Raw genomic sequence first — 21,223 nt, 5'->3', positions numbered from 1 at the left:
TGGTGAGTTTATGAAATAATCATTATTAATGACGGTTCCAAAGGTTCAGGGGGGTGTCGTAAAAAAACTACACTAATTCATTTCCAAATCTAAACGATACTTTTAATTACTTCAAGTAAATCTTTATTGATAATATTAACGTCAAATTTTTCTTCGGCATATTTTCTACTGTTGATGCCCATCTCCTTAATTTTTGCCTTATTGATTAAGAAATATTCCATGGCAGAAACTAATTCCTCATAGTTCTGAGGCTCTATTAAGAAACCATTCTTTTTGTTAATCACTGTTTCTTTGCAACCAGGGGTATTTGTAGTAATAACTGGCATGCCCACGGAAAGTGCTTCTAAAATAGATCTAGGAATACCTTCTCTATAGTATGTTGGCAGTACAAAAATATCTCTTTTGAATAAGTGCTCTGGAACATTGTTTTGTGGCCCGTGAAAAACAATAGTACCTTCTTCATGTAGCGCGTTTAATCTCTCTGAATTTAATGATGAGGTTGATTCGTTAGGAGAGCCGATGATATGAAACTCCGCTTTTGGGAACTTAGATTTAAGTTCCTGTGCAGCATCAATATAGAGTTCAATTCCTTTCTCCTTTATTAATCTGGATACTATAATAAAACTAATTACATCTGAAGCATTATTATTAATCCTTGTTTTAAATTGATTTAAATTAACACCAGAACCGCTAACTATATTTACTTGTTGTTTTGTAGATATGATTTTTCTATCTAAAAACAATTGATAGTCATCAGGGTTCTGGAAAACGATAACTTTGTTTTTCCTAATAGATAATTTGTATAAAAACTCATTGAATCTTTGAAGTGTTCTTGCTTTACGTGTTAGCCCAGTAAATGCAAATCCTAAACCAGTAATTAAAGATATTACTGGCTTTTTAGTCAAGTTTGCTGCAATTGAACCATAAATTACCGGTTTAACAGTATATGGGAATAATAAATCAATTTTATTGGCAGAAATTAATTTTCTTAGCTCCAGAATTGATTTTAAATCTTTAAACGGATTTAGCCCAGTTCTTTGCAAATTAAAGCTTATTGGCGTTGCGCCTAAATCTTTAACTTGTTGTCGCTTCTCATCACTAAAACTTGGTGCACCTGCAAAAACATCATAACCATTTTTTATTAGACTTTTAATGAAGTCTCCTCTAAAATTTATTAGTGAATGGTCTAAAGATGCCAGTACCAAAATTCTTTTCTTCTCCATTAGTCCGTTATCTGTAAATAATTAAACTTATACCATTTTTGAAAACAATAAAATGCCCAAACTCTAAAGGTGTTATCTCTAGTACTGCTTAAGTGATCTTTTACCAGAGGAATTATTTTATCAACATCAAAGATGTTTTGTTCTCTTAAAAAGTCTTTTTCGATGAAAGACTCCAACTCTTTTCTCAAACTTGATTTTAACCAGTTTCCAACTGGAGAACCGAAGCCCATTTTACTTTTTTCTAAAAACTCCTCAGGGAACTGATCTTTAAAAGCTTCTTTTAATATATATTTTTTATTCCATCCATTCATTAAGAATTTTTCTGGAAGTGTATTGGTATAGTCCCATATTTTTTTGTTCAAAAAAGGAGCTCTACATTCCAAAGAGTTCTGCATACTGGTTCTATCCACTTTTGCAAGCATACCACCTTCCAAACTTAAAATTTTATCTACATGTCTAAACTCAGTTAGTGTTTTAGCTTCATCGCAATATAGAATATCCTTGTATTCACTAAATAAGTTGCCTATATGTCTGTTCGGATTTAAAATTTCTTTCAGTTCTCTTTCTGTGTTTGCCAGAGATATGATATCCCAATAGTGCTCGCCATTATAGTTTATAGCTCTAAGCATTTTTTTTATTTTGAAACGTTTACCTCTGTTATCATCTTTAGTTGCTAGTAGATATTTTGAAGCAGAAAGGATACCTTTATGAGCAAATTCTGGAATAATACTAGTGTACCTAGAATTCATTTTACCAACATAATATTTGTTGTATCCACCAAATACTTCATCACCTCCATCACCGGTAAGTGCTACTTTAACATAATCCTTTGTCTTTTTTGAAACAAAGTATGTTGGTAGAGCTGCTGTATCCGAAAAAGGTTCGTCAAAATTCAATAGAATCTCTGCAATATTATCTCTTAAATCGTCTTCTCCAATTTTAAATTCATGGTGGTTACTTCCGATAAGATTTGCTACTAATCTAGATTTATCCGTTTCATCAGATTTTGCCTCCTTAAACCCAATGGAAAATGTTTCTATTTTTTTGTTTGTTGATTGTGACAAACACAATGATGTAATTGAAGAATCTACTCCGCCTGATAAGAACGTACCTAGAGGCACATCTGCTATAGATCTACTTTCAACACTTTCGTACATTAAATCCTTAACAGTTTTTTTAGCTTCTTCAAAGCTTATATCCTGTTCTTTAGGAAGAGTTTCTTCACAAATTTTATGTGTTTCAAACTTATTGGCTTCCAAGTCAAATTCTATATAGTGATTTGCCTCTAATTTGTAGATATTATCATAAATGGAATAAGGGGCAGGTATATATGTTAATCTTAAAAAAAGGTTTAGCCCTTTATTTGATATTTCAGGCTTAAAATCCAGAACATCTACTATTGATTTTAATTCTGAAGCCCATAAAAACTGTTTATCTGTATTGGTGTAATACAATGGTTTTTCGCCAAAGAAATCTCGAGCAATAAAAAGTTTATTTTTATTTGCATCATAAATACTAAAACCAAACATACCATCTAGCCACTTAAAACTATCTGTCCCATACTTTTCGTAAAGCTTAAGAATAACTTCAGTATCGCTAGTTGTTTTAAAAGCAACTCCTGATTCTTCAAGTTTTGCTTTAAGTTTTCTGTAATTATAAATTTCACCATTAAAGACGATTACAATTTTTTTGTCATCTGTGTAGATGGGTTGTTTTCCAGTAGAGAGGTCAATAATAGATAGTCTTCTCATGGCCATACCTAAACCAAAATGCTCTTTTTTCTCTACTACAAATCCATCTTCATCTGGGCCTCTATGAATAATTAAGTTATTCATTTTGGTAAGTGCAGTTTTTATATCTTGCTTACTGCAGCTAGTTTTATCGATTAATCCATTAATTCCGCACATGGTGATTTTTGGCTTTTAGTTTAATATAAAATCCTTAAACTGTGAATAAATTGTTTTAAGTAAATAAGCGTTGGATCGTTCCAAACTCAGTTTACTGTATCTTTCACGTTCATCAGGATTGTTTTCTAAATATCGTAGGGCTTTTTCTAAGGCTATGTGGTCGTCATTATTAACAAGAATACCGTATTTACCTTTATAAAATTCTCCTTCTTTTAGATTTATAGGCTCATTTTCGTTTAGTAATTCTAATGGTCCCGAAAGACAATTGGTCGAAACGGAAGGCAGTCCAATGGCCATAGCTTCTAACAATGCATTAGGGAAACCTTCTGTAAATGATGATAATACAAAACAATTACTGTTCACTAAATAATCATTTACATTTTTTACTTTACCTTTTAAAGAAACTTTTGCATTTAAACTTCTCGTCTCAATTTCATTTTTTAAATATGCCTCTAATTCACCACCTCCTAAGATTGATAGTTTATAATTGAATTTTAAATTTTCAACAGCCCTAATAATCATTATTTGATTCTTTCTTTTGTTCAAGGTTCCAGCTGTAATTATCTTTAGAGGCGCATTATTATTTAGAGTACTAGGGTTAATCACCTTTTCTGGTTTTTCTATTGGGTTGTAAATAATGTCCATAGGTATTTTAACTCCAAAATTATCTTTTAAGTCACTATTTATATAAACTGAATTTGAAAATAGTTTATCACATCTATTATAAAGCAGAGGGTAAAATATTTTTGAAATATAGTGAGAGGTTTTACTGCTCGTATTATCCGAAGGGAAACCTCTTTCACTTATAAAAGTTTTTGGTTTTTTGTCCAAGATAGAAATAATACCTGTAAGTAAATTTGGAAAAGCCAAAAAAGAAACCACATAATCTATTTTCTTTCTTTTTATGATTTTATGGTACTTAAATAAAAACTTAAAAACATTTATTGCTTTTTCATAAAACGGGATATTGTGGTTTTTTTTACTTAAAATTTCCACATTAACTCCTTCTGGAATTGGAAAGTGTATTTCATTATAGAAGAGAATTAGCGTAACATTAAAATCCTTTATTAACTCCTTCAATAAAAGACTTATGACCTTTTCCGCACCACCACTGGTTAAACTCGTATTAAGTATACTTATGTTTTTCTTTGAGGACATTTTTTTAATATTATCAACTTAGAATTTCAAGAAATAAATTTTCATATTTCTCAAGAATTCTTTCTTTGTTAAATTTAACTTTTACAGACTCACTTACTTGTTTGTGATCCCATTTTATGTCTTTTACGGCCTTATTAAGATTACTGATAAATTCGTCTTTGCTATTGCAAATAAACCCATTAATACCATTTTCTATGATTTCATTCAAGCCACCAGGCGCATCAAAAGCTATTACAGGAGTACCTACTGCACAACTTTCTATTAAAGAATTTGGGAAACCTTCAACATATGAACCTTGTAGAAAAAAGTTTGATGCTCTTAAATGCTCAGCAACCTTGTTTGTGTAAGGGATATGTTTAATACTTCCTTGCAACTTATATTTATTAATAAGCTGGAAAACATTTTCATTTTCAGGCCCATCTCCTACAATCGTATATTCAAAAGGGAAATCAAGTTTTGAAAGTATTTCAATAATTCGTTCGTGGCCTTTTTGTTTTTTTAATCTAGCAACTGTAATAAACCTAACTTTATCTGTTTTTTTTTGGACGTGGTTGGTATATTGAAAACCATCGCTTATCGGATTATTTATGATTCTAAGTTTTTTATTTGGAACTTTATATACCAATTTCATGTCCTCAAACATATCCTTGGACTGGCATAGAATAATATCTAAAAATTTATAGCTTATTTTAGCTAAAGGGAATTTTGTGAATATGTTCTTCTCATTTTTATTAGTATAGTTACTTCTTACACTGATAACGTTAGATTCTCTACCGATAAACTTAGTCACAGGGAAAAATACAGATAAAAAGCCCATCACGGAGTTAACATGGCCAATAGAGCTAATAACAATATCTGGTTTGTATTTTGAGAGTGCTTTATAAAAACTTGGAATAGCATTTAGTATTCTAGGTTTATTGAAGTATATCACATTTATGCCATCAAGGTTGTATTTGGTGTTCTTTTCAAAACCCGCAGCCCAGAGAGAAACATCAAACTTTTCTTTTGAAATATTAGTGGCAACAAAAGACATAACTCTTTCTGCGCCCCCTGAGGTAATATCAGGTAAAACAAATACAATCTTCTTTTTTGCCATAATTATATGTGCCTGATAATTTTGGTAATATCTATTTCTTTAATCTTTTTAGCAGGATTTCCTGCAATAAAAATATTCTCTTCTTCAAAGCTTTTATTTACTACTGCGTTGGCGCCAATTGCCACGTTATTTGCAATTTTAATATCACCATATATTTTGGCACCAGGAGCTATGTATACGTTATCTCCTATTATCGGGGCTTTTTTACTACCACCAGAAGCTCCAATATTTGTGCATGCATGCATCCTGCAATTTTTACCAACCTTACTATTTATGTTAACCACAATGGTACCATAATGGACTAAAGCTAATCCAGGACCAAATACATTTTCCGGTATTGAAAAGCCAAGTTTTACAGAAGACTTCTTTAATAAATACCTAAGGTAAAAATAATAAGCCCCGCTAAATGCACCTGTCTTTGCATTCTTATAGTATTCCGCCTTTCTCAACCGCTTTAAGAAAATTTTGATGGGGTTAGGCGTTATAATATTTACAAGAGTTTGAAATATGCCCGATGAATCTCCAAAGCCATTGGCAATTCTATCTTGCTTTAAATACTCTATATAATCTTTTTTTGATGTAATCATAAAACGGAATTAAAATGTCCACTTAAATTTCTACTGCCATACACGTTATATTTTATTTATTGAAGTCTTCAAAATTAATTTCTAAGCCTTCTTTCACTTGGTGAGCTACTTTTTCATGTCCATAGCAGGTCCAGTGGGGATCATAGTCAAATGTCCAACTTTTATCTTTAGATGAATCGAGCAATATGGTTTTAAGCCCCATGGACTTAAATAAATCTATAATACTCTTATCACTATTTGGTTTGAATACGAAAACTTTATTATTGATATTGTAATTGTCTTTTATATAGGCTAATAATATTTTAATGTAGGTTTCGTTTGATTCAAATCTCCTTTTATGGTTTTTATTTTTCTTTTTGGTTTTAGCATTTTTTTTATTCGAATTTAAAGGAAATCGGTCATAAAAATAATAAAGAAGTTTCCAGGAATAAAGTACTTTTTTCAAACCAGATGATTTCAACTTGCCGTATACAATAGTTTTTTCTTTGGTATTTAGCTGAGTAATATCTGGGAACGTTTTAATTTCCTGAATACTTTCATAAACGTCATTGTCACCAGTATGAATTACTACCATTTTGGGATTAAGTGTATCTATTTGTTTGCTTATTTCCATGGATTCAATCAAAGATACCCCAGATCGTGATGCTTCAATAAAATTACTGTTTGGCATTTCTTTTTTTAGGAATGTAGCCTGATGGCATTCAAAAGGATTCATAAAATTTTCAATATACGAATCTCCAATGATAGCAATAAGGTTGTCGTAGCTTTCGGGAAGTTCTCCTGGCCAGCCAAAACGATTAATAGCCCAGTGATGGTCTCTCATTTTCCAATCACCTTTTTGATTTGGGATATACTTTTGTATGCCAAAATTATCAATAGTTCTTTTTGGTATGTCGGGCATTACATGTAGTATTCTTACAACAATCTCTCCGGCTATAATACTAATCAATAGAAATACGACTATATTTTTTAAAAAAGCTTTCATAATTAGAATTGGAAGTAAATAAATTCTTGTTGTTCACCAGTATAAGAAAATAATAGGATTATAATTAAAATATAAAACCCCCATCTTAAGCCCTTGCTCCAACTATCAAGTTTTTCAATTGCGTATTCTCCAGTTCTTCCCATCCATTCAATTACAACAAAAACAAATATCAAAATAAGCACCGTAATGGGCCAAACTTCTGGGATAGCGAACAGTGTTGAAGAAAAGATATCTTTCACAAAAAGAAAGGCATGACTTACTGTATCGGCTCTGAAAAAGACCCAAGCTATTAGGGTGATAAAAAAAGTAACTAACATTTGTATTACTTCTTTGGCACTGGGTATTAGTTTACCTTGTGCCACCATATCTGTATTCACACGATTTTTATTTGTCAGCATTAGTGGTAAAAAATAAAGAGCGTTTAAACCACCCCAAATTATAAAAGTCCAGTTAGCACCATGCCAAAACCCGCTTACCAAAAAGATGATAAAGGTATTTCTAATCTTCATTTTAACACCGCCTCGGCTACCACCCAATGGGATGTATAAATAATCCCTAAACCAAGTGGATAGCGAAATATGCCATCGTCTCCAGAATTCGGCAATATCTCTTGAGAAATAAGGGAATGCAAAGTTCCTTTTCAAATTAAAACCAAATAATCTTGATACTCCAATGGCTATATCTGAATATCCTGAGAAGTCACCATAAATTTGAAACGCAAAGAAAAAGGCACCAAGTAATAATGTGCTTCCTGAATAGTCTTCATAATTGTTAAAGATCAAATTGGCATATTTAGCACAATTATCAGCAATAACTACTTTTTTGAATAATCCCCAAAGTACTTGACGCATGCCATCTACTGCCAAAGGATAGGAGAATGTGCGTTTCTTGTAAAATTGTGGCAGTAAATTCGTAGCTCTTTCAATAGGACCAGCCACTAGTTGAGGAAAGAAACTGACAAAGGCTGAAAATGCTATAAAATCTTTGGTAGGCTCCAGCCTTCTTTTGTAAACATCTATAGTATAACTCAAAGTTTGAAATGTATAAAAACTGATACCTACGGGGAGTATAATACTTAAAGTATTTACATTTAACGGTTTTCCTAACAATGTAAAAGAGTCTACCAGACTTTCAACGAAAAAATTGTAGTATTTAAAGAAGCCTAAAAACCCCAGATTAACACAAATACTAATCCATAAAAGTGTTTTACGCCTAAGTGGAGCATCAGTTTTGGATAACATTATACCCGCTGTATAATCAACAATAGAGCTAAATGCAATTAAGGAAAGAAACCTCCAGTCCCACCAGCCATAAAAAACGTAACTAGCAACTGCTACCAACAAATTTTGGGCCTTAAGGTTTTTAGCAGTTACAAACCAATATAAGCAAAAAACAATTGGTAAGAAAACAAAAAATTCTATGGAGTTGAATAACATATTAGATTTGAGGCTTTAATAAGTTAACAGGAACAAAAATGCTACATCCCATTGTATTATTCAAAATTAATCTATGAATTGTAATTAAATTTCTTTAACTAACTTGGTAAATTAATTAAAAGTAAGCAAATACGTTTGTTACATTGATTATTGTGACTTTTTTTCATAATATTTTAAAGAGTAGTTAAACTTCACTTTGTATCTTAAGTTGTGCTTGTTGTATCCACATTACCGCAAAAGTTATATAGTAGAAATTGAAAAAATTATGATTGGCTAATAGAAAAACAGATACAGCGATGGTTTGCATAATTAGATTAGGGGCGTGTTTAAAATAAACATATCCTTTCCAAAACATATTAAAGAACATAGCCAACATAACAAATAGAGCTAAAAATCCGGCTTCTCCAACCGCAACTAAGTATGAATTATGAGCGCCAGGACCATGGCCATATACGCCAGAAAAAGTACCCCATCCATTACCAATAAATGGCGAATCTAGTACCTTGTCATAATATAATGCCCAAGTGTCTGATCTTGAATCTTCGTTCATCTCGGTAGTTGAAACTTTTTCATTTGATGCTATATTTTTAAGCTGATCAAATCGCGGGTTATTTAACCCAACAATTTCATCTATTAAAAAAAGAGTACTTAATATTAAAAAACCAACTCCAAGCATTCTTATATTTTTTATACTAATTCTAAGGGAAATCAAGTTTAATAAAATCCATATAACAATAAAAGTCCTTGAAAACGTTAGCAGCCCCATTAAGGTGAAAATAAATTGACCTATTAATTTAAGTACTGGGTTCTTAATACCATAGGTGAGGGCGTAAGCATAAATACATATAAACCCAGCTACATTTGGATTTAAGTATAAACCACTATAGCGTCCCCATTTACTGGGTATAAACATGGCTTCATAACCTATACTTAATGTCCCAATAAGGAAGATAAAAAACATATCAACAGGGCTCATTCTTTTTAATAATGCGTAACCACCTAATAGCACAATGAAATATTTCATGCTTCCATTAACATATTCACTAGGTACGCCATAATATTGAAAACTGGCGATGACATAATAGACAAGACCTAAAACAATCATCCAAATATTAGGCTTTGTTTTCTTTTCTAAATAAAAATAAAGTGCTAACATTACTATAGTTGTATAGCTTAGTAAGCTACCAACAGTTGCATTCGAATTAATTAGAATGACTGAAGGTATATTGAGTAATACCAATCCAGCGATTATAAATTTTAGTATTTTCATTAATCTCTAAATTAACGAGCAAATTACTTCATCCCACTTACTAACTACAGCATCACAGTGGTAATCTAAAGTAGACTGTTTTGCATTTTTAGAAAATTTATTCCTAAGTTCTTCGTCATTGATTAAAGCAGCTAACCTCTTTTCCATCAAATTTTGGTATTCTACAGGAATTAAGTAGCCATTTTCACCATCATTTATAATTTCAGATGGGCCAAAATTACAATCCGTTGATATAGTTGGAATCCCAAAACTTAGTCCTTCTAAGAGAGCATTTGGAAACCCTTCCGTCCTTGAAGCAAGTACAAAAACTCTAGCTTTGTTGTAATATTCATGAATATTTTGCACTTTTCCTAGCATCTCAACAGTATTAGTCAAGTTGTTTGTATTAATTAATTCTTTTAAATTATTTTCTTCAGGTCCTATTCCAGCTATTAGAAGCTTCCAGCCCTTAGTATTTATATTTTTAAAGGCTTTTATTATTATATCATGACATTTATTCTTGTCTAGGCGTCCAACTGTGAGAATAATGTTTTCTTTTTTTATACTGTCATCTCTTAGTGCCAGTAGCTCAGTTGAAATAGGGTTAGGTAATATTACTATTTTTTTTGATTCTATTTTATTGTTGTAAAATTTTTTAACCCCTTCAGTCTGCAATACCAATTTATCAGTTTTGGGATAAGCAAAATTTCTCAAAAACTTCCAAAAGCTAGAGACCTGCTCTAGCATTGGATTATTGCGTTCACTAATTATAACGGGAATCTTATTTAGCTTACTTGCTATTACCGCAATTACATTTGCTGATGTAATAAAGCCTATGGTAATATCTATGTTTTCTGATTTTATTACTTTTGAAACGCTTTTAATTAATTGATAATTAAGCTTTAAGGACTCAAAAATAGAATTGGGCGGGATAATGCTTTTCTTGCAAGATATAACCTTGATATTCTCATTAAGCTGATAAAAAGGTGAAACTTCCACAAATGTAATAATTACTATATCGTACTTAGTAATAAGTTCATTACTTAAAGTGGAGATAACGCGTTCTGCACCTCCAGAGGATAGCTTCCCAATAATAAAACCTATTTTCTTCTTTTTAACGCTCAATTTAAAGTTATTAGTTGTTTTTGTTCAGTTTGTCTTTTACTAGGTTTTTCATTCTTAAGCAAAACATTTTAAAACCATTGATGAAAAGTAATAATAAAACACCATAAACGCATACTATTATTGCAACTACTTCAAAACCGTAAAGTATCAAGCTAAAAATATTTGATGAGCTTATATCATAAGTAATTTGTTCAACGACAAAGTTTATGATAAAGATAGAAATTGCTAGAACTGACACAATCGGTAAAACACCTTTCCAATAATGCCAAACACTTTTATGAAATCCATTTTTAAACAAGAAATATGGTTTCCATATTACTACAATTAAAACGAGACTAACCAATGTTCCTAGTAAAATCCCTTCAATACCCCATAACCTCCCAAAAATGAATGAAATAGAAAGATTTATTATGGCCTCTGTAATAGGCGCCCATGTGTCTGAATATATACCATATGCATTTTTGAAGCGTTCTATTGGCGAACTTATTTCAAAAAGAAAAAAATTGGCTATCATTAAAATTAGTATGCTATTTGATAAAATATATTCTTCCCCAAGCCATAATGCTATGAGATAACCCAAAAGATAATAAAGTGCCATACTAATAAAGCCAGCTATGAAAAACTGGATTGCCACTAACTCCCAGAAAACGTTGTTAATCTTTTCTTTATCATTTTCAGCTACTAAGTTGCCAATGGCTGAACCTGTTCCTGAAAATAACATTTTAATAAGCCCGCTAAGCTTTATTATTATTAATTGATAATTTCCAAAAAATGCTACGCTTTGTAAATTAACAAAGGCGTAGATAAGGATATTATCAGTACTACCCTTAACAAAGAGAGCAATTTTATGGACAAAAACTTGCTTTATTTTTTTTATGATGACAGGATATTGCTTTATAATTTGTGCTTTTTCTGTAGAATGGATAATAAGCCATGGGTATTCTTTCTTTATTCTTGCTCTTAGGATAACGCTGAAAATAATACTGAATACCAATTCCAACGCAATCCATAAATACAAGTTCTTTAAATAAATTGCAATTAGAGTCTGTAAAATTACTCTGGCTATAGTTAGTGTTTCAAATATCTTATTATCAACGTATCCTTTTTGATCTGCACTTAATAAACTGACGTGATAATTAAAAAAATACCCTAGTAGGGTAGAAAATAACAAAGAATAAAAAACAAAATATATTAGCGTAAATGAAAACGTAGTTTTAGCAAATATTAAGGGGAAAAATAGAGAAACAAGAATACCTAATCCTAATATTAATAAGCCAATTCTTTTGTAAAGGACCCCTAAAAGGGCTATAATTTTATTTAGTTCATCTCGGTTATTATCATAAAGTGGCTGATATAAAGCAAAACCAATAGCAATGCCTATACCGAGCTCAGTTAAATTTAAAAAACCAATTATACTTCTTATAGTGGACTCTAGACCAATAAAGTCGTCTCCTAAATTGTCAAGAAATATTTTTCTCGAAAAGAATTGAACAAAGATTGATAGTATGAAAAAAAATATACCAACCTTGGCATTCTTTATAGATTTGGAGATTCTGGACATTTAATTACTTTTAATGTTTAGTTAAAGTGTAGGTTTTAAATGAAGTAATTATAATTCTTTCAATGAAATATTAAAGGCATTTATGAGCTTTATCTTTTAAAACGCCTTTAACATCGTAAATCAACCCATTGGGGGATAATAAATTTGTAAAGTCTAAATCGTCAAAAGCTTTATGGGCCACACCTAAAACAATTGTGTCAAAAGTATCGGTAGGTACTGTCGTTGTAATATCAATACCATACTCATGCTTAACCTCATCTACATTTGCCCAAGGATCATAAATGGTTAAGTCTGCCTCATACTCATTTAAAGCAGTAATTACATCTATAATTTTCGTATTTCTTACATCTGGACAGTTTTCTTTAAAAGTTACGCCTAAAATCAGAATTTTACCGCCATTAACCTTTAGCTCATTCTTTATCATCATTTTAACTATCTCACTGGCAACGTATTCGCCCATGCTATCGTTTATGCGTCTTCCGGCTAGAATAATTTCAGGATGGTAACCAACTTCTTGAGCTTTTTGAGCTAAATAATAAGGGTCCACACCAATACAATGTCCGCCTACTAGTCCAGGTTTAAAGGGTAAGAAATTCCATTTTGTACCTGCAGCCGCAAGAACGTCGTGGGTATCTATGTCCAAAAGGTTGAAAATCTTCGCTAGTTCATTCACGAAGGCAATGTTAATATCTCGCTGAGAATTTTCAATAACCTTGGCAGCTTCAGCAACCTTAATGGTAGGAGCTAAATGAGTTCCAGCTGTGATTACCGATGCATATAAATTATTAACTTTTTCTCCAATTTCGGGCGTGGAACCTGCAGTAACTTTTAAAATTTTCTCAACGGTATGTTCCTTATCTCCCGGATTTATACGTTCTGGAGAGTAGCCAGCAAAAAAGTCCTTATTAAATTTCAATCCACTAACTTTTTCCAATACTGGAATACACTCTTCTTCAGTCGCACCAGGATAAACGGTAGATTCGTAAATTACAATATCACCTTTGGATAAAACTTTTCCGACTGTTTCACTTGATTTATATAACGGAGTTAAATCAGGCCTTTTGTTTTCGTCTATTGGAGTTGGTACAGTTACTATATAGTAATTACAGTCTTTAATATCCTCAAAAGAGGTAGTAAAATATAAGCCATTAGAATCATCAGTAGAGGATGTTTTAATTACCTCGTTTAAAAGATTGTTTTCTACCTCTAAGGTTGTATCAATACCTTTTTTTAAATCATCAACTCTTTTTTGATTTATATCAAAACCAACTACATTATACTTTGTTGCAAAAAGTCTAGCTAATGGTAAACCAACATATCCTAAGCCGATAATAGCAATTTTATCCTTCTTCATTGTATTTTTTTTAATGTCCAATTGAATAGTATTTAAAACCTATATTTTCCACCTTAGTTTTGTCTAAAATGTTTCTTCCATCAAAAATGAAAGCTGGTTTTTTCATTTCACTATATATTTTTTTCCAATCATAATCTTTAAATTCATCCCATTCGGTCATAATAGCAACGGCATGAGAATCTTTTAAAGCCTCATATGGAGACTTATTTACAGTTACATACTCCTCATTTTCTTGCTCTGATCTTGTGTTCAGATAGTTAAGGTCAGAATATACTTTTTGTTCTGGGACTTTAGGATCGTAAACCGCAACCTGTGCTTGCTCGTTCAACAAGTGGTCTGCTACATAAATAGCTGCAGACTCTCTAGTATCGTTCGTGTCTTTTTTGAAAGCCCACCCTAGCATTGATATTTTTTTTCCAGAGACGGTATTGTATAAGGTTTTGATTAAATTGTCCGAGAATCTCCTTTTTTGATGATCATTCATTATAATAACCTGTTCCCAATAATCTGCAACCTCATTTAGTCCATATGTTCTTGCAATGTAAACAAGGTTTAAAATATCCTTTTGAAAGCATGAGCCTCCAAAACCAACTGAAGCTTTTAAGAATTTAGGTCCAATTCTCGAATCCATACCAATGGCCTTAGCCACTTCATCTACATTGGCTTCGGTATGTTCACATAATTCAGAAATGGCATTAATAGAAGAAACTCTTTGTGCTAAAAATGCATTTGCTGTCAATTTAGAAAGCTCAGAGGACCACAAGTTTGTTTTCAATATCTGGTCTTTTGGGACCCAACTAGCATAGACACTAGACAAAGATTCTATAGCCTTTTCAGATTCGCCGCCAATTAGCACCCTGTCTGGTTTTAATAAATCATCGATAGCTGTTCCCTCAGCCAAAAACTCTGGATTTGAAAGGATATGAAAATTAATACCATTGCCAGTATTGTCTAAAATACTTTTTACTGCTTCGGCAGTTCTTACCGGCAGCGTGGATTTTTCAACAACTATTTTATCCGTTTTGGCAACTTTTGCAATATTTCGTGCACAAAGTTCAATATACTTCAAATCGGCCGCTTGACCTTTTCCTTTACCATAAGTTTTCGTTGGCGTATTCACTGATATAAAGATCATTTCGGCTTCATCAATAGCAGTATCTACGTCTGTTGAGAAGAATAAATTTTTTCCTCTTGTTTCACCAACAATTTCTGCCAAACCAGGTTCGTATATTGGAAGTTTAGATAAGTCTTTGTCATTCCACGCAGCAATTCTCTCTGCGTTTATATCAACTATCGTTACTTTAATTTGTGGATTTTTTTGCGCAATAACAGCCATTGTAGGACCTCCTACATATCCGGCTCCGATACAACAAATTTTTTCTACTTTCATCATGTAATTTATGGGTTATAGATTTTTCCAGTACCAGTTTACGGCTTCTTTTAATCCGTCGCTAACACTGTATTTTGGGTTGTAATTTAGAAGTTTTTTAGCTTTTTCTATTGATGCCAAGGAATGCGGTATGTCACCAGCTCTGTTTTCTCTGTGTTTAACGTCTACATCTTTGATCTTTGGATCAAATTCTGATAGATATTCCTTAAGCAAGGTTGTAAGTTCTAACAAAGTAGTTCTTTCACCAAATGCTACATTATATACTTGATTTAAACTGTCTTTATTCTGCGATGTAATTGCTCTCAGGTTCATTTGTACCACATTGTCGATGTAGGTAAAATCTCTTGAGTAACTTCCATCACCATTTATGTAAGGAGATTCATGTTTTACAAATTGCTGAACAAATTTTGGGATTACTGCAGCATAGGCCCCATTTGGATCCTGTCTTTCTTCCAAAAACATTAAAATATCTTAAACCAATAGTATCTAATTCATAAGTTTTATGGAATATATCTGCGTATAATTCATTTACATATTTTGTGATCGCGTAAGGAGAAAGAGGTTTACCTATAGTGTCCTCAATTTTAGGAAGCGCCTCGTGATCTCCATAAGTCGAAGAACTAGCGGCATAAACAAATCTTTTTACATTAGCATCCCTTGCTGCAATTAACATATTAAGAAAACCTGAAATGTTTACATCATTAGTAGTAGCCGGGTCGTTAATTGATCTGGGAACTGAGCCTAATGCTGCTTGATGTAATACATAATCTACGTTTTTACAGGCCTTATGGCAATCTTCAATGTTACGAATATCTCCTTCAATAAAGGTGAAATTCTTATTACTTAGAAAAGACTGAATGTTGTGTTTTTTACCAGTTGCAAAATTATCTAAACAAACAGTTTTAACATTGTTATTTAGTAATTCTTCACATAGATTGGAGCCAATAAAACCTGCTCCACCGGTTACAAGAATAGTACTGTTTTGTAATTGTTCTATCATTTTTAGATTTGGGTTTGTTGGGCAAATATGTAAAAAAATATCTAATTAAAATACTTATTATGTCAACTAAACATTTTTAACGATGAAATTCACCCTCAAAAACTTAGTTTACGTTGTAATACCTTTTATACCAGTCGATAAACGCTTTTACTCCGTTTTTAATTGATGTATTTGGTTGATAGTTATAGTCTCGTATTAAATCATCTACATCGGCCCATGTGCGCTCAACATCTCCAGGTTGGATGGGCATCATATCTTTTTTTGCAACAGTGCCCAGGTTTTGCTCTATTTCATTAATAAAGTCAAGAAGCTTAACAGAATTATTATTACCAATGTTGTAGACTTTATAAAGTTCTTGGTTTTCAACTCTGGATTTGGTATCCTTTTCTAGTATTCTTACAATTCCTTCAACTATGTCATCCACATAAGTAAAGTCTCTTTCCATTTTCCCATAGTTAAACACCTTTATAGGTCTATCGTTAACAATAGCATCTGTAAATAGAAACATGGCCATATCAGGTCTTCCCCATGGGCCATAAACGGTAAAAAATCTTAAGCCAGTAGTAGGAAACTTAAATAAATGACTATAGGTGTGTGCCATTAGTTCATTACTTTTCTTAGTGGCTGCGTATAAACTAATAGGGTTATCAACACTGTCATCGGTAGAAAAAGGAATCTTTTCATTTAAGCCATATACACTTGAACTGCTGGCATATACGAGATGTCCAACATTATTGTTTCTGCAGCATTCTAGAATATTTAAAAAACCAACAAGATTTGAATCAACATAAGATTCTGGATTCTCTAAACTATATCTTACACCTGCCTGGGCGGCTAGGTTACAAACGGCGTCAAATTTTTCTTTTTCAAAAAGCGCAGGAAGTTGTTCTCGATTTTCTAGATTCATCCTTATGAACGAAAACCTACCGTTTTTCCCACTTTTACATAATCTATTAAATACACTAGCTTCTTCATTACTAATTCCCAATTCTTTCAACCTGTTGTATTTAAGTTTGGTGTCGTAATAGTCATTAATATTATCGAGCCCAACAACGGTGTGCCCTTTTTCCAGTAGAATTTTTGAAGTGAAGAAACCAATAAAGCCTGCAGCTCCTGTAACTAGTATTTTCATTGTTTTTCGATTTGAGGTGTTAAAATATGTTTAATGGTGCAAATATTAAAAAAAGAATTTAATGACTTTACAGTTTGTGTTAAAATGAAAATAAAATCGATTAAGTTAACACAGGATGTCTAGTTATCCGATAATTAATGTAAGAGCTGTATATAGATTAGTTATCATCATATTATTAACAATACTTTTAAATAGTCGATGAACTACCTATTTTTGCCGTCGAATTTATTTTTTTTAAAAAATTATAGTCTAAATATGTGATGCACGCGTATATAAAGAAATTTAAAAATCGATAAAATGCATTTTAGGCACGATGAAATACAATACATGTATAAAATACTACAAAAAAATAATTTTTATCGATAAAATGTATTTAAAATCAGTTAAAGTAACTTATATTTGAAATTCCAAATCTAATTTTTATTAAAGCAATGAAACACCTACATTTGACCCCAAACCTACAATTAGCCTTAAATTTACGTTTAATACCGAAAGCATTGGTTGCCTTTTTTATTTTTTTCCTACTTTTTTCGTCATGTAATAACGAGGAAATATTTATTAGTGAGGAACTATTAGAAGAAGTTGTTGAAGACACCCCTAATCCGGAAGAAGAACCTGATGATGGAGCTCAACCAGAGGCACCTATTTTAGTAGATGATGAAGTAACCACTGATGAAGATACTTCTGTAGATTTTCAGCCATGGACCAATGACACAATTGTTCCTGCTGATTACATTTTAACTTTTTCCACACCAACAAACGGAGCCGTCGAAATTAATAACAATAACACACCGCTTGATATAAGTGATGATACCGTTCTGTATACACCAAACGTTGGATATTTTGGATCAGACTCTTTTGAGTACACGCTATGTTATCAGGACTTTACAGATGTATGCGCTTCAGCGACAGTTTCAATAACCGTTAACGAAGTTGAAGACATAAATATAGACGATGATGTTTCTTCAGAATTAAAAGCTTTCCCTGGCGCCCAAGGATATGGTAAGAATGCTGTTGGGGGCAGAGGTGGAAGAGTCATCAAAGTTACCAATTTGAACAATGCTGGACCAGGAAGCTTTAGAGAGGCCTGTGAATCTAGCGGTCCAAGAGTTGTTGTGTTTGATGTAGGTGGTAGAATTGATTTATCCAGTACGGTAGTTATTAATGATCCTTTTATAACGATATCAGGACAAACTGCACCTGGAGATGGTATTACACTTACTGCTGAAGGTACACCTAATATACCTGTATTGCGTATTTCAACAAATGATGTAATTATGCGTTACATCACGATTAGACGTTCATCGGTAGATGTTTCAGAAAGTAATTCTGATGGTTTGGTTATAACTAATGCACATGAAATAATTGTAGACCATTGTTCATTTAGTTGGGCTAGTGATGAAAACATAGCTATTTATGATTATGACGGAAATAATAGAACAAATACTTATAACATAACTTTGCAAAACTGTTTAATAGATACTGCCTATGGAGGGCAAGACAAGGGGGTTATTTGCGCTGGAGGTGTAAATTTCTTGTCTTTCTATAACTTGCTTTTCACGGATGTAGGACAAAGACAGCCTTTAATTAAGAATGAATCAGGTAATTACACTACTGAGGAAGGATATTTTGAAATTGTGAATAATGTTACTTTTGAAGGTAAGCTTCATACTGATTTCCGTAATGATATACCTCAAGCAGGAACAATGCACTTAAATTATATCAATAATATGTGTATAGATAGTTCTTTTGATAGAAATCAAGTCTATGTAACAGCTACTCAACCTATTTCAATGTACTTAAGAGGAAATATTACCCCATTAAGAACTTCAATCTCTTCTCCTGTAGATTGGGATGAAGAATGGAGCATTACCCAATATGGTGGTGGCTCTGGTGATGTTCAAAATGCCGCACCTGCATCTTACAGGGCAACAACACCGTTTGATACCCCATTAATTCAAGATGGTGTGGTGTTTGCAGATGCCGTAGATGTATTTGACAATATCAAAAGCCATGTTGGTGCTTCTTTACCTACCAGAGATTCGGAAGATGCAAGAGCTATTAGTGATGTAGAGAACAGAAGATCTACAGCACCTACACTTTCTGCAACTTACCCAAGCCTTGATAGTGGTACGCCACAAACAGACTCTGACGGAGATGGAATTCCTGATGCTTGGGAAGACGCCTACGGATTAGATAAAAATTCTCCATCCGATGCTATTCTGGATAAAGATGGAGACGGTTACACTAATATTGAAGAGTATATAAACAGTATTGGATCTTAAATATAATCTATACAGTTAGAAATTAAAACCACTGATTTTTCGGTGGTTTTTTTTTAAACAGACGTCAAGGTTTATTGGTAATAGAGATGTTATAAACTTTTGATAATTAAAAGGATAAATAATAATGTTTCGGTAAGTTGGATGTTGAAATTTATATTTTCTTCAATTATCCAAGTATTTGTAAACTTAGTGTCTTTAAAATATCCACTAAATGGAAATTTAAATCGATTTAACTAAAAAAATAACATCTTAACTGGAAAATTACCATTAGATTTTAAAAACGCAGTTAATTTACAATGGATTTAATCCATTTTTTTGTATCAATTTATTACTAATCAATTAAATAGCCATAAGGCAGTAGATTGACGTGAAAAAGAAAATAGTGAAATTAAGCTATAAAAGCCCTAAAAGTTTAACCATGTGCCCAGTTATGAAACCAACATACATAAATAAATCTTAGGTTTTTATTATTGAAAATGCAAGTTTAAATTGTATTTTCGGCATTTTTTTGATACAACTTCTTTGCACCAGATAAAACAATTGGGACTTTTTAGTAGCAGTAATTTTAAGAAAATAATAAGGTGAATTAATATCCTTAATTTAAAATATTAAAATGGAAATTAGAATAGTTACAGAAACTGAAGAATTTTTGACACTCAAAGACGAATGGAATCGAATTAATAGTTCGAAAGTACCTTTTTTAAATTTTGAATGGCAATACAATTGGTGGTTGGCTTATAAAGAGCAGCATTCCGCAGATAATTTATATATCATTGTTATTCAAGATAAAGGAAAAGTAAAGGCCATTATTCCTGGATTCACCAAATCTAAAAATGTATTCGGTAAAACGATAACGACTTGGCAGTTTCTAAGCAGTTTATTGGAAAGTAAGGATTTAGATGCCATAACAAGTGAAAATAGCCCTAAGGATTTCGTAGAGGTTATGCAGCAGATTTTTAAGGATAAAAAAGTTCATGTTTGGAAATTTCATTTTTTACTACCTGAAAGTTTTTTACAAAAAGCACTTAAAGAGGTTAAGGGAATCACCAAGGATGTTTTAGAAGGAGAGTATTTGGTAATAAAAAACCATAAAAATTTTGATGACTACATAAAGGTTTTAAAGCCTCGGATGCGCACCAAAGTGCGAAAAATGGTAAAAGAGGCCACAAAGCTTAATTTAGAAGTAAAGTTAGTAGACGATCAGGAGTCGCTGGATGATTTCATAGAGCTTCATCAGGTTCGTTGGGAAGCTGAAGGCAAATTGGGGGCATTTGGAGGATATAAAAAATATAGAATTTCTTTTTTCAAGAAAAATTTATCATGGTTAATTAGTAGTGGGATTATGAGGATTTATGCTCTAATTATGGCTGATGGACAGGTTTTGGGTTACAAACAATTTTTTATTGGAGATAAAGAGGTTTATTTATTTCAAGAAGCTCATGCCTACCAAAATGAGGTTATTAAAACTCCTGGTAACCTTCTGCGCGCTTTGGTGCTTAAGGAAGTTATGAATGAAGGAAAATATGATTATGATTTCATGGATGGCACCAGTTTTCATAAAAGTTCTTGGGGGCCGGAAAGCATGAAGCAGTATGATGTCACTATTTATAAAAGCAAAGTTGTGCAATCTTTTGTAGAAAAAACAAAATTGTTTAAGGGAAAGATGAATGGTCTGAAAGTTAGATTACAAAAACTGAATGCATAAAAGTATTTCTTGTTAATTTTTTTAACGAAA

At 32.2% G+C, this 21,223-nt stretch carries 15 protein-coding genes and 1 pseudogene; 2 read left to right on the top strand and 14 right to left on the bottom strand.

Translation table 11 applies throughout. The features are described 5' to 3' along the window. Nucleotides 1-89: 89 nt before the first annotated feature. From AC1B0Z_RS03895 to AC1B0Z_RS03830, 14 genes and pseudogenes are all read right to left on the bottom strand, one after another. The gene (locus AC1B0Z_RS03895; protein ID WP_483794242.1) at nucleotides 90-1,223 is read right to left on the bottom strand and encodes a glycosyltransferase family 4 protein; all 1,134 of its coding nucleotides are present in this window, start codon (nucleotides 1,221-1,223) and stop codon (nucleotides 90-92) included. Next, nucleotides 1,223-3,130 (bottom strand): asparagine synthase (glutamine-hydrolyzing), encoded by a 1,908-nt coding sequence (gene asnB, locus AC1B0Z_RS03890; RefSeq protein WP_483794241.1) that lies wholly within the window; start codon nucleotides 3,128-3,130, stop codon nucleotides 1,223-1,225. The genes AC1B0Z_RS03895 and asnB overlap by 1 nt, the downstream gene beginning before the upstream one ends. Before the next feature lie 15 nt (nucleotides 3,131-3,145). After that, nucleotides 3,146-4,288: a glycosyltransferase gene (locus AC1B0Z_RS03885; RefSeq protein WP_483794240.1), complete on the bottom strand. Its 1,143-nt coding sequence runs from the start codon at nucleotides 4,286-4,288 to the stop codon at nucleotides 3,146-3,148. Between the two features lie 13 nt (nucleotides 4,289-4,301). Further along, entirely contained in the window at nucleotides 4,302-5,384 is a 1,083-nt protein-coding gene (locus AC1B0Z_RS03880) for a glycosyltransferase (protein ID WP_483794239.1), read from the bottom strand. Between the two features lie 2 nt (nucleotides 5,385-5,386). Then, nucleotides 5,387-5,971, bottom strand: a complete 585-nt coding sequence (locus AC1B0Z_RS03875) for a serine O-acetyltransferase (protein WP_483794238.1) — start codon at nucleotides 5,969-5,971, stop codon at nucleotides 5,387-5,389. Between the two features lie 52 nt (nucleotides 5,972-6,023). Next, nucleotides 6,024-6,956, bottom strand: coding sequence for a hypothetical protein (locus tag AC1B0Z_RS03870; protein WP_483794237.1), 933 nt, complete (start codon nucleotides 6,954-6,956; stop codon nucleotides 6,024-6,026). Nucleotides 6,957-6,958: 2 nt separating this feature from the next. Beyond that, nucleotides 6,959-8,392, bottom strand: a complete 1,434-nt coding sequence (locus AC1B0Z_RS03865) for an MBOAT family O-acyltransferase (RefSeq protein ID WP_483794236.1) — start codon at nucleotides 8,390-8,392, stop codon at nucleotides 6,959-6,961. Nucleotides 8,393-8,576: 184 nt separating this feature from the next. Then, the gene (locus AC1B0Z_RS03860) at nucleotides 8,577-9,662 is read right to left on the bottom strand and encodes an O-antigen ligase family protein (protein WP_483794235.1); all 1,086 of its coding nucleotides are present in this window, start codon (nucleotides 9,660-9,662) and stop codon (nucleotides 8,577-8,579) included. 6 nt (nucleotides 9,663-9,668) lie between these two features. Then, nucleotides 9,669-10,766, bottom strand: a complete 1,098-nt coding sequence (locus tag AC1B0Z_RS03855; protein ID WP_483794234.1) for a glycosyltransferase family 4 protein — start codon at nucleotides 10,764-10,766, stop codon at nucleotides 9,669-9,671. 10 nt (nucleotides 10,767-10,776) lie between these two features. Continuing rightward, nucleotides 10,777-12,327, bottom strand: a complete 1,551-nt coding sequence (locus tag AC1B0Z_RS03850) for a lipopolysaccharide biosynthesis protein (RefSeq protein ID WP_483794233.1) — start codon at nucleotides 12,325-12,327, stop codon at nucleotides 10,777-10,779. 70 nt (nucleotides 12,328-12,397) lie between these two features. Beyond that, nucleotides 12,398-13,681 (bottom strand): nucleotide sugar dehydrogenase, encoded by a 1,284-nt coding sequence (locus AC1B0Z_RS03845; RefSeq protein WP_483794232.1) that lies wholly within the window; start codon nucleotides 13,679-13,681, stop codon nucleotides 12,398-12,400. Nucleotides 13,682-13,691: 10 nt separating this feature from the next. Further along, on the bottom strand, nucleotides 13,692-15,071 hold the full coding sequence (locus AC1B0Z_RS03840; protein WP_483795238.1) for a nucleotide sugar dehydrogenase: 1,380 nt from the start codon (nucleotides 15,069-15,071) through the stop codon (nucleotides 13,692-13,694). Between the two features lie 15 nt (nucleotides 15,072-15,086). Next, nucleotides 15,087-16,071, bottom strand: a pseudogene (locus AC1B0Z_RS03835) (SDR family oxidoreductase). 103 nt (nucleotides 16,072-16,174) lie between these two features. Then, nucleotides 16,175-17,203, bottom strand: a complete 1,029-nt coding sequence (locus tag AC1B0Z_RS03830) for an NAD-dependent epimerase (RefSeq protein ID WP_483794231.1) — start codon at nucleotides 17,201-17,203, stop codon at nucleotides 16,175-16,177. Between the two features lie 431 nt (nucleotides 17,204-17,634). Between AC1B0Z_RS03830 and AC1B0Z_RS03825 the strand changes: the two genes are divergently transcribed. Continuing rightward, nucleotides 17,635-19,488, top strand: coding sequence for an Ig-like domain-containing protein (locus AC1B0Z_RS03825; protein ID WP_483794230.1), 1,854 nt, complete (start codon nucleotides 17,635-17,637; stop codon nucleotides 19,486-19,488). A gap of 613 nt (nucleotides 19,489-20,101) precedes the next feature. After that, a complete protein-coding gene (locus AC1B0Z_RS03820; protein WP_483794229.1) occupies nucleotides 20,102-21,193 on the top strand; it encodes a GNAT family N-acetyltransferase in 1,092 nt (363 codons plus the stop codon). The last annotated feature ends 30 nt before the right edge of the window (nucleotides 21,194-21,223 follow it).

This window comes from Hyunsoonleella sp. J2K-J805 (genome assembly GCF_057167125.1).
Note: the sequence above shows the minus strand (reverse complement) of the source record. Positions and strands in the feature narration are given on the sequence as shown.

What these genes read in the sequence shown, in the direction of transcription:
- asnB (WP_483794241.1), bottom strand. Translation starts at nt 3,130, where the DNA reads ATGTGCGGAATTAATGGATTAATCGATAAAACTAGCTGCAGTAAGCAA.
- AC1B0Z_RS03845 (WP_483794232.1), bottom strand. Translation starts at nt 13,681, where the DNA reads ATGAAGAAGGATAAAATTGCTATTATCGGCTTAGGATATGTTGGTTTA.
- AC1B0Z_RS03850 (WP_483794233.1), bottom strand. Translation starts at nt 12,327, where the DNA reads ATGTCCAGAATCTCCAAATCTATAAAGAATGCCAAGGTTGGTATATTT.
- AC1B0Z_RS03880 (WP_483794239.1), bottom strand. Translation starts at nt 5,384, where the DNA reads ATGGCAAAAAAGAAGATTGTATTTGTTTTACCTGATATTACCTCAGGG.
- AC1B0Z_RS03820 (WP_483794229.1), top strand. Translation starts at nt 20,102, where the DNA reads ATGGAAATTAGAATAGTTACAGAAACTGAAGAATTTTTGACACTCAAA.
- AC1B0Z_RS03875 (WP_483794238.1), bottom strand. Translation starts at nt 5,971, where the DNA reads ATGATTACATCAAAAAAAGATTATATAGAGTATTTAAAGCAAGATAGA.
- AC1B0Z_RS03865 (WP_483794236.1), bottom strand. Translation starts at nt 8,392, where the DNA reads ATGTTATTCAACTCCATAGAATTTTTTGTTTTCTTACCAATTGTTTTT.
- AC1B0Z_RS03825 (WP_483794230.1), top strand. Translation starts at nt 17,635, where the DNA reads ATGAAACACCTACATTTGACCCCAAACCTACAATTAGCCTTAAATTTA.
- AC1B0Z_RS03830 (WP_483794231.1), bottom strand. Translation starts at nt 17,203, where the DNA reads ATGAAAATACTAGTTACAGGAGCTGCAGGCTTTATTGGTTTCTTCACT.
- AC1B0Z_RS03870 (WP_483794237.1), bottom strand. Translation starts at nt 6,956, where the DNA reads ATGAAAGCTTTTTTAAAAAATATAGTCGTATTTCTATTGATTAGTATT.
- AC1B0Z_RS03885 (WP_483794240.1), bottom strand. Translation starts at nt 4,288, where the DNA reads ATGTCCTCAAAGAAAAACATAAGTATACTTAATACGAGTTTAACCAGT.
- AC1B0Z_RS03860 (WP_483794235.1), bottom strand. Translation starts at nt 9,662, where the DNA reads ATGAAAATACTAAAATTTATAATCGCTGGATTGGTATTACTCAATATA.
- AC1B0Z_RS03840 (WP_483795238.1), bottom strand. Translation starts at nt 15,071, where the DNA reads ATGAAAGTAGAAAAAATTTGTTGTATCGGAGCCGGATATGTAGGAGGT.
- AC1B0Z_RS03895 (WP_483794242.1), bottom strand. Translation starts at nt 1,223, where the DNA reads ATGGAGAAGAAAAGAATTTTGGTACTGGCATCTTTAGACCATTCACTA.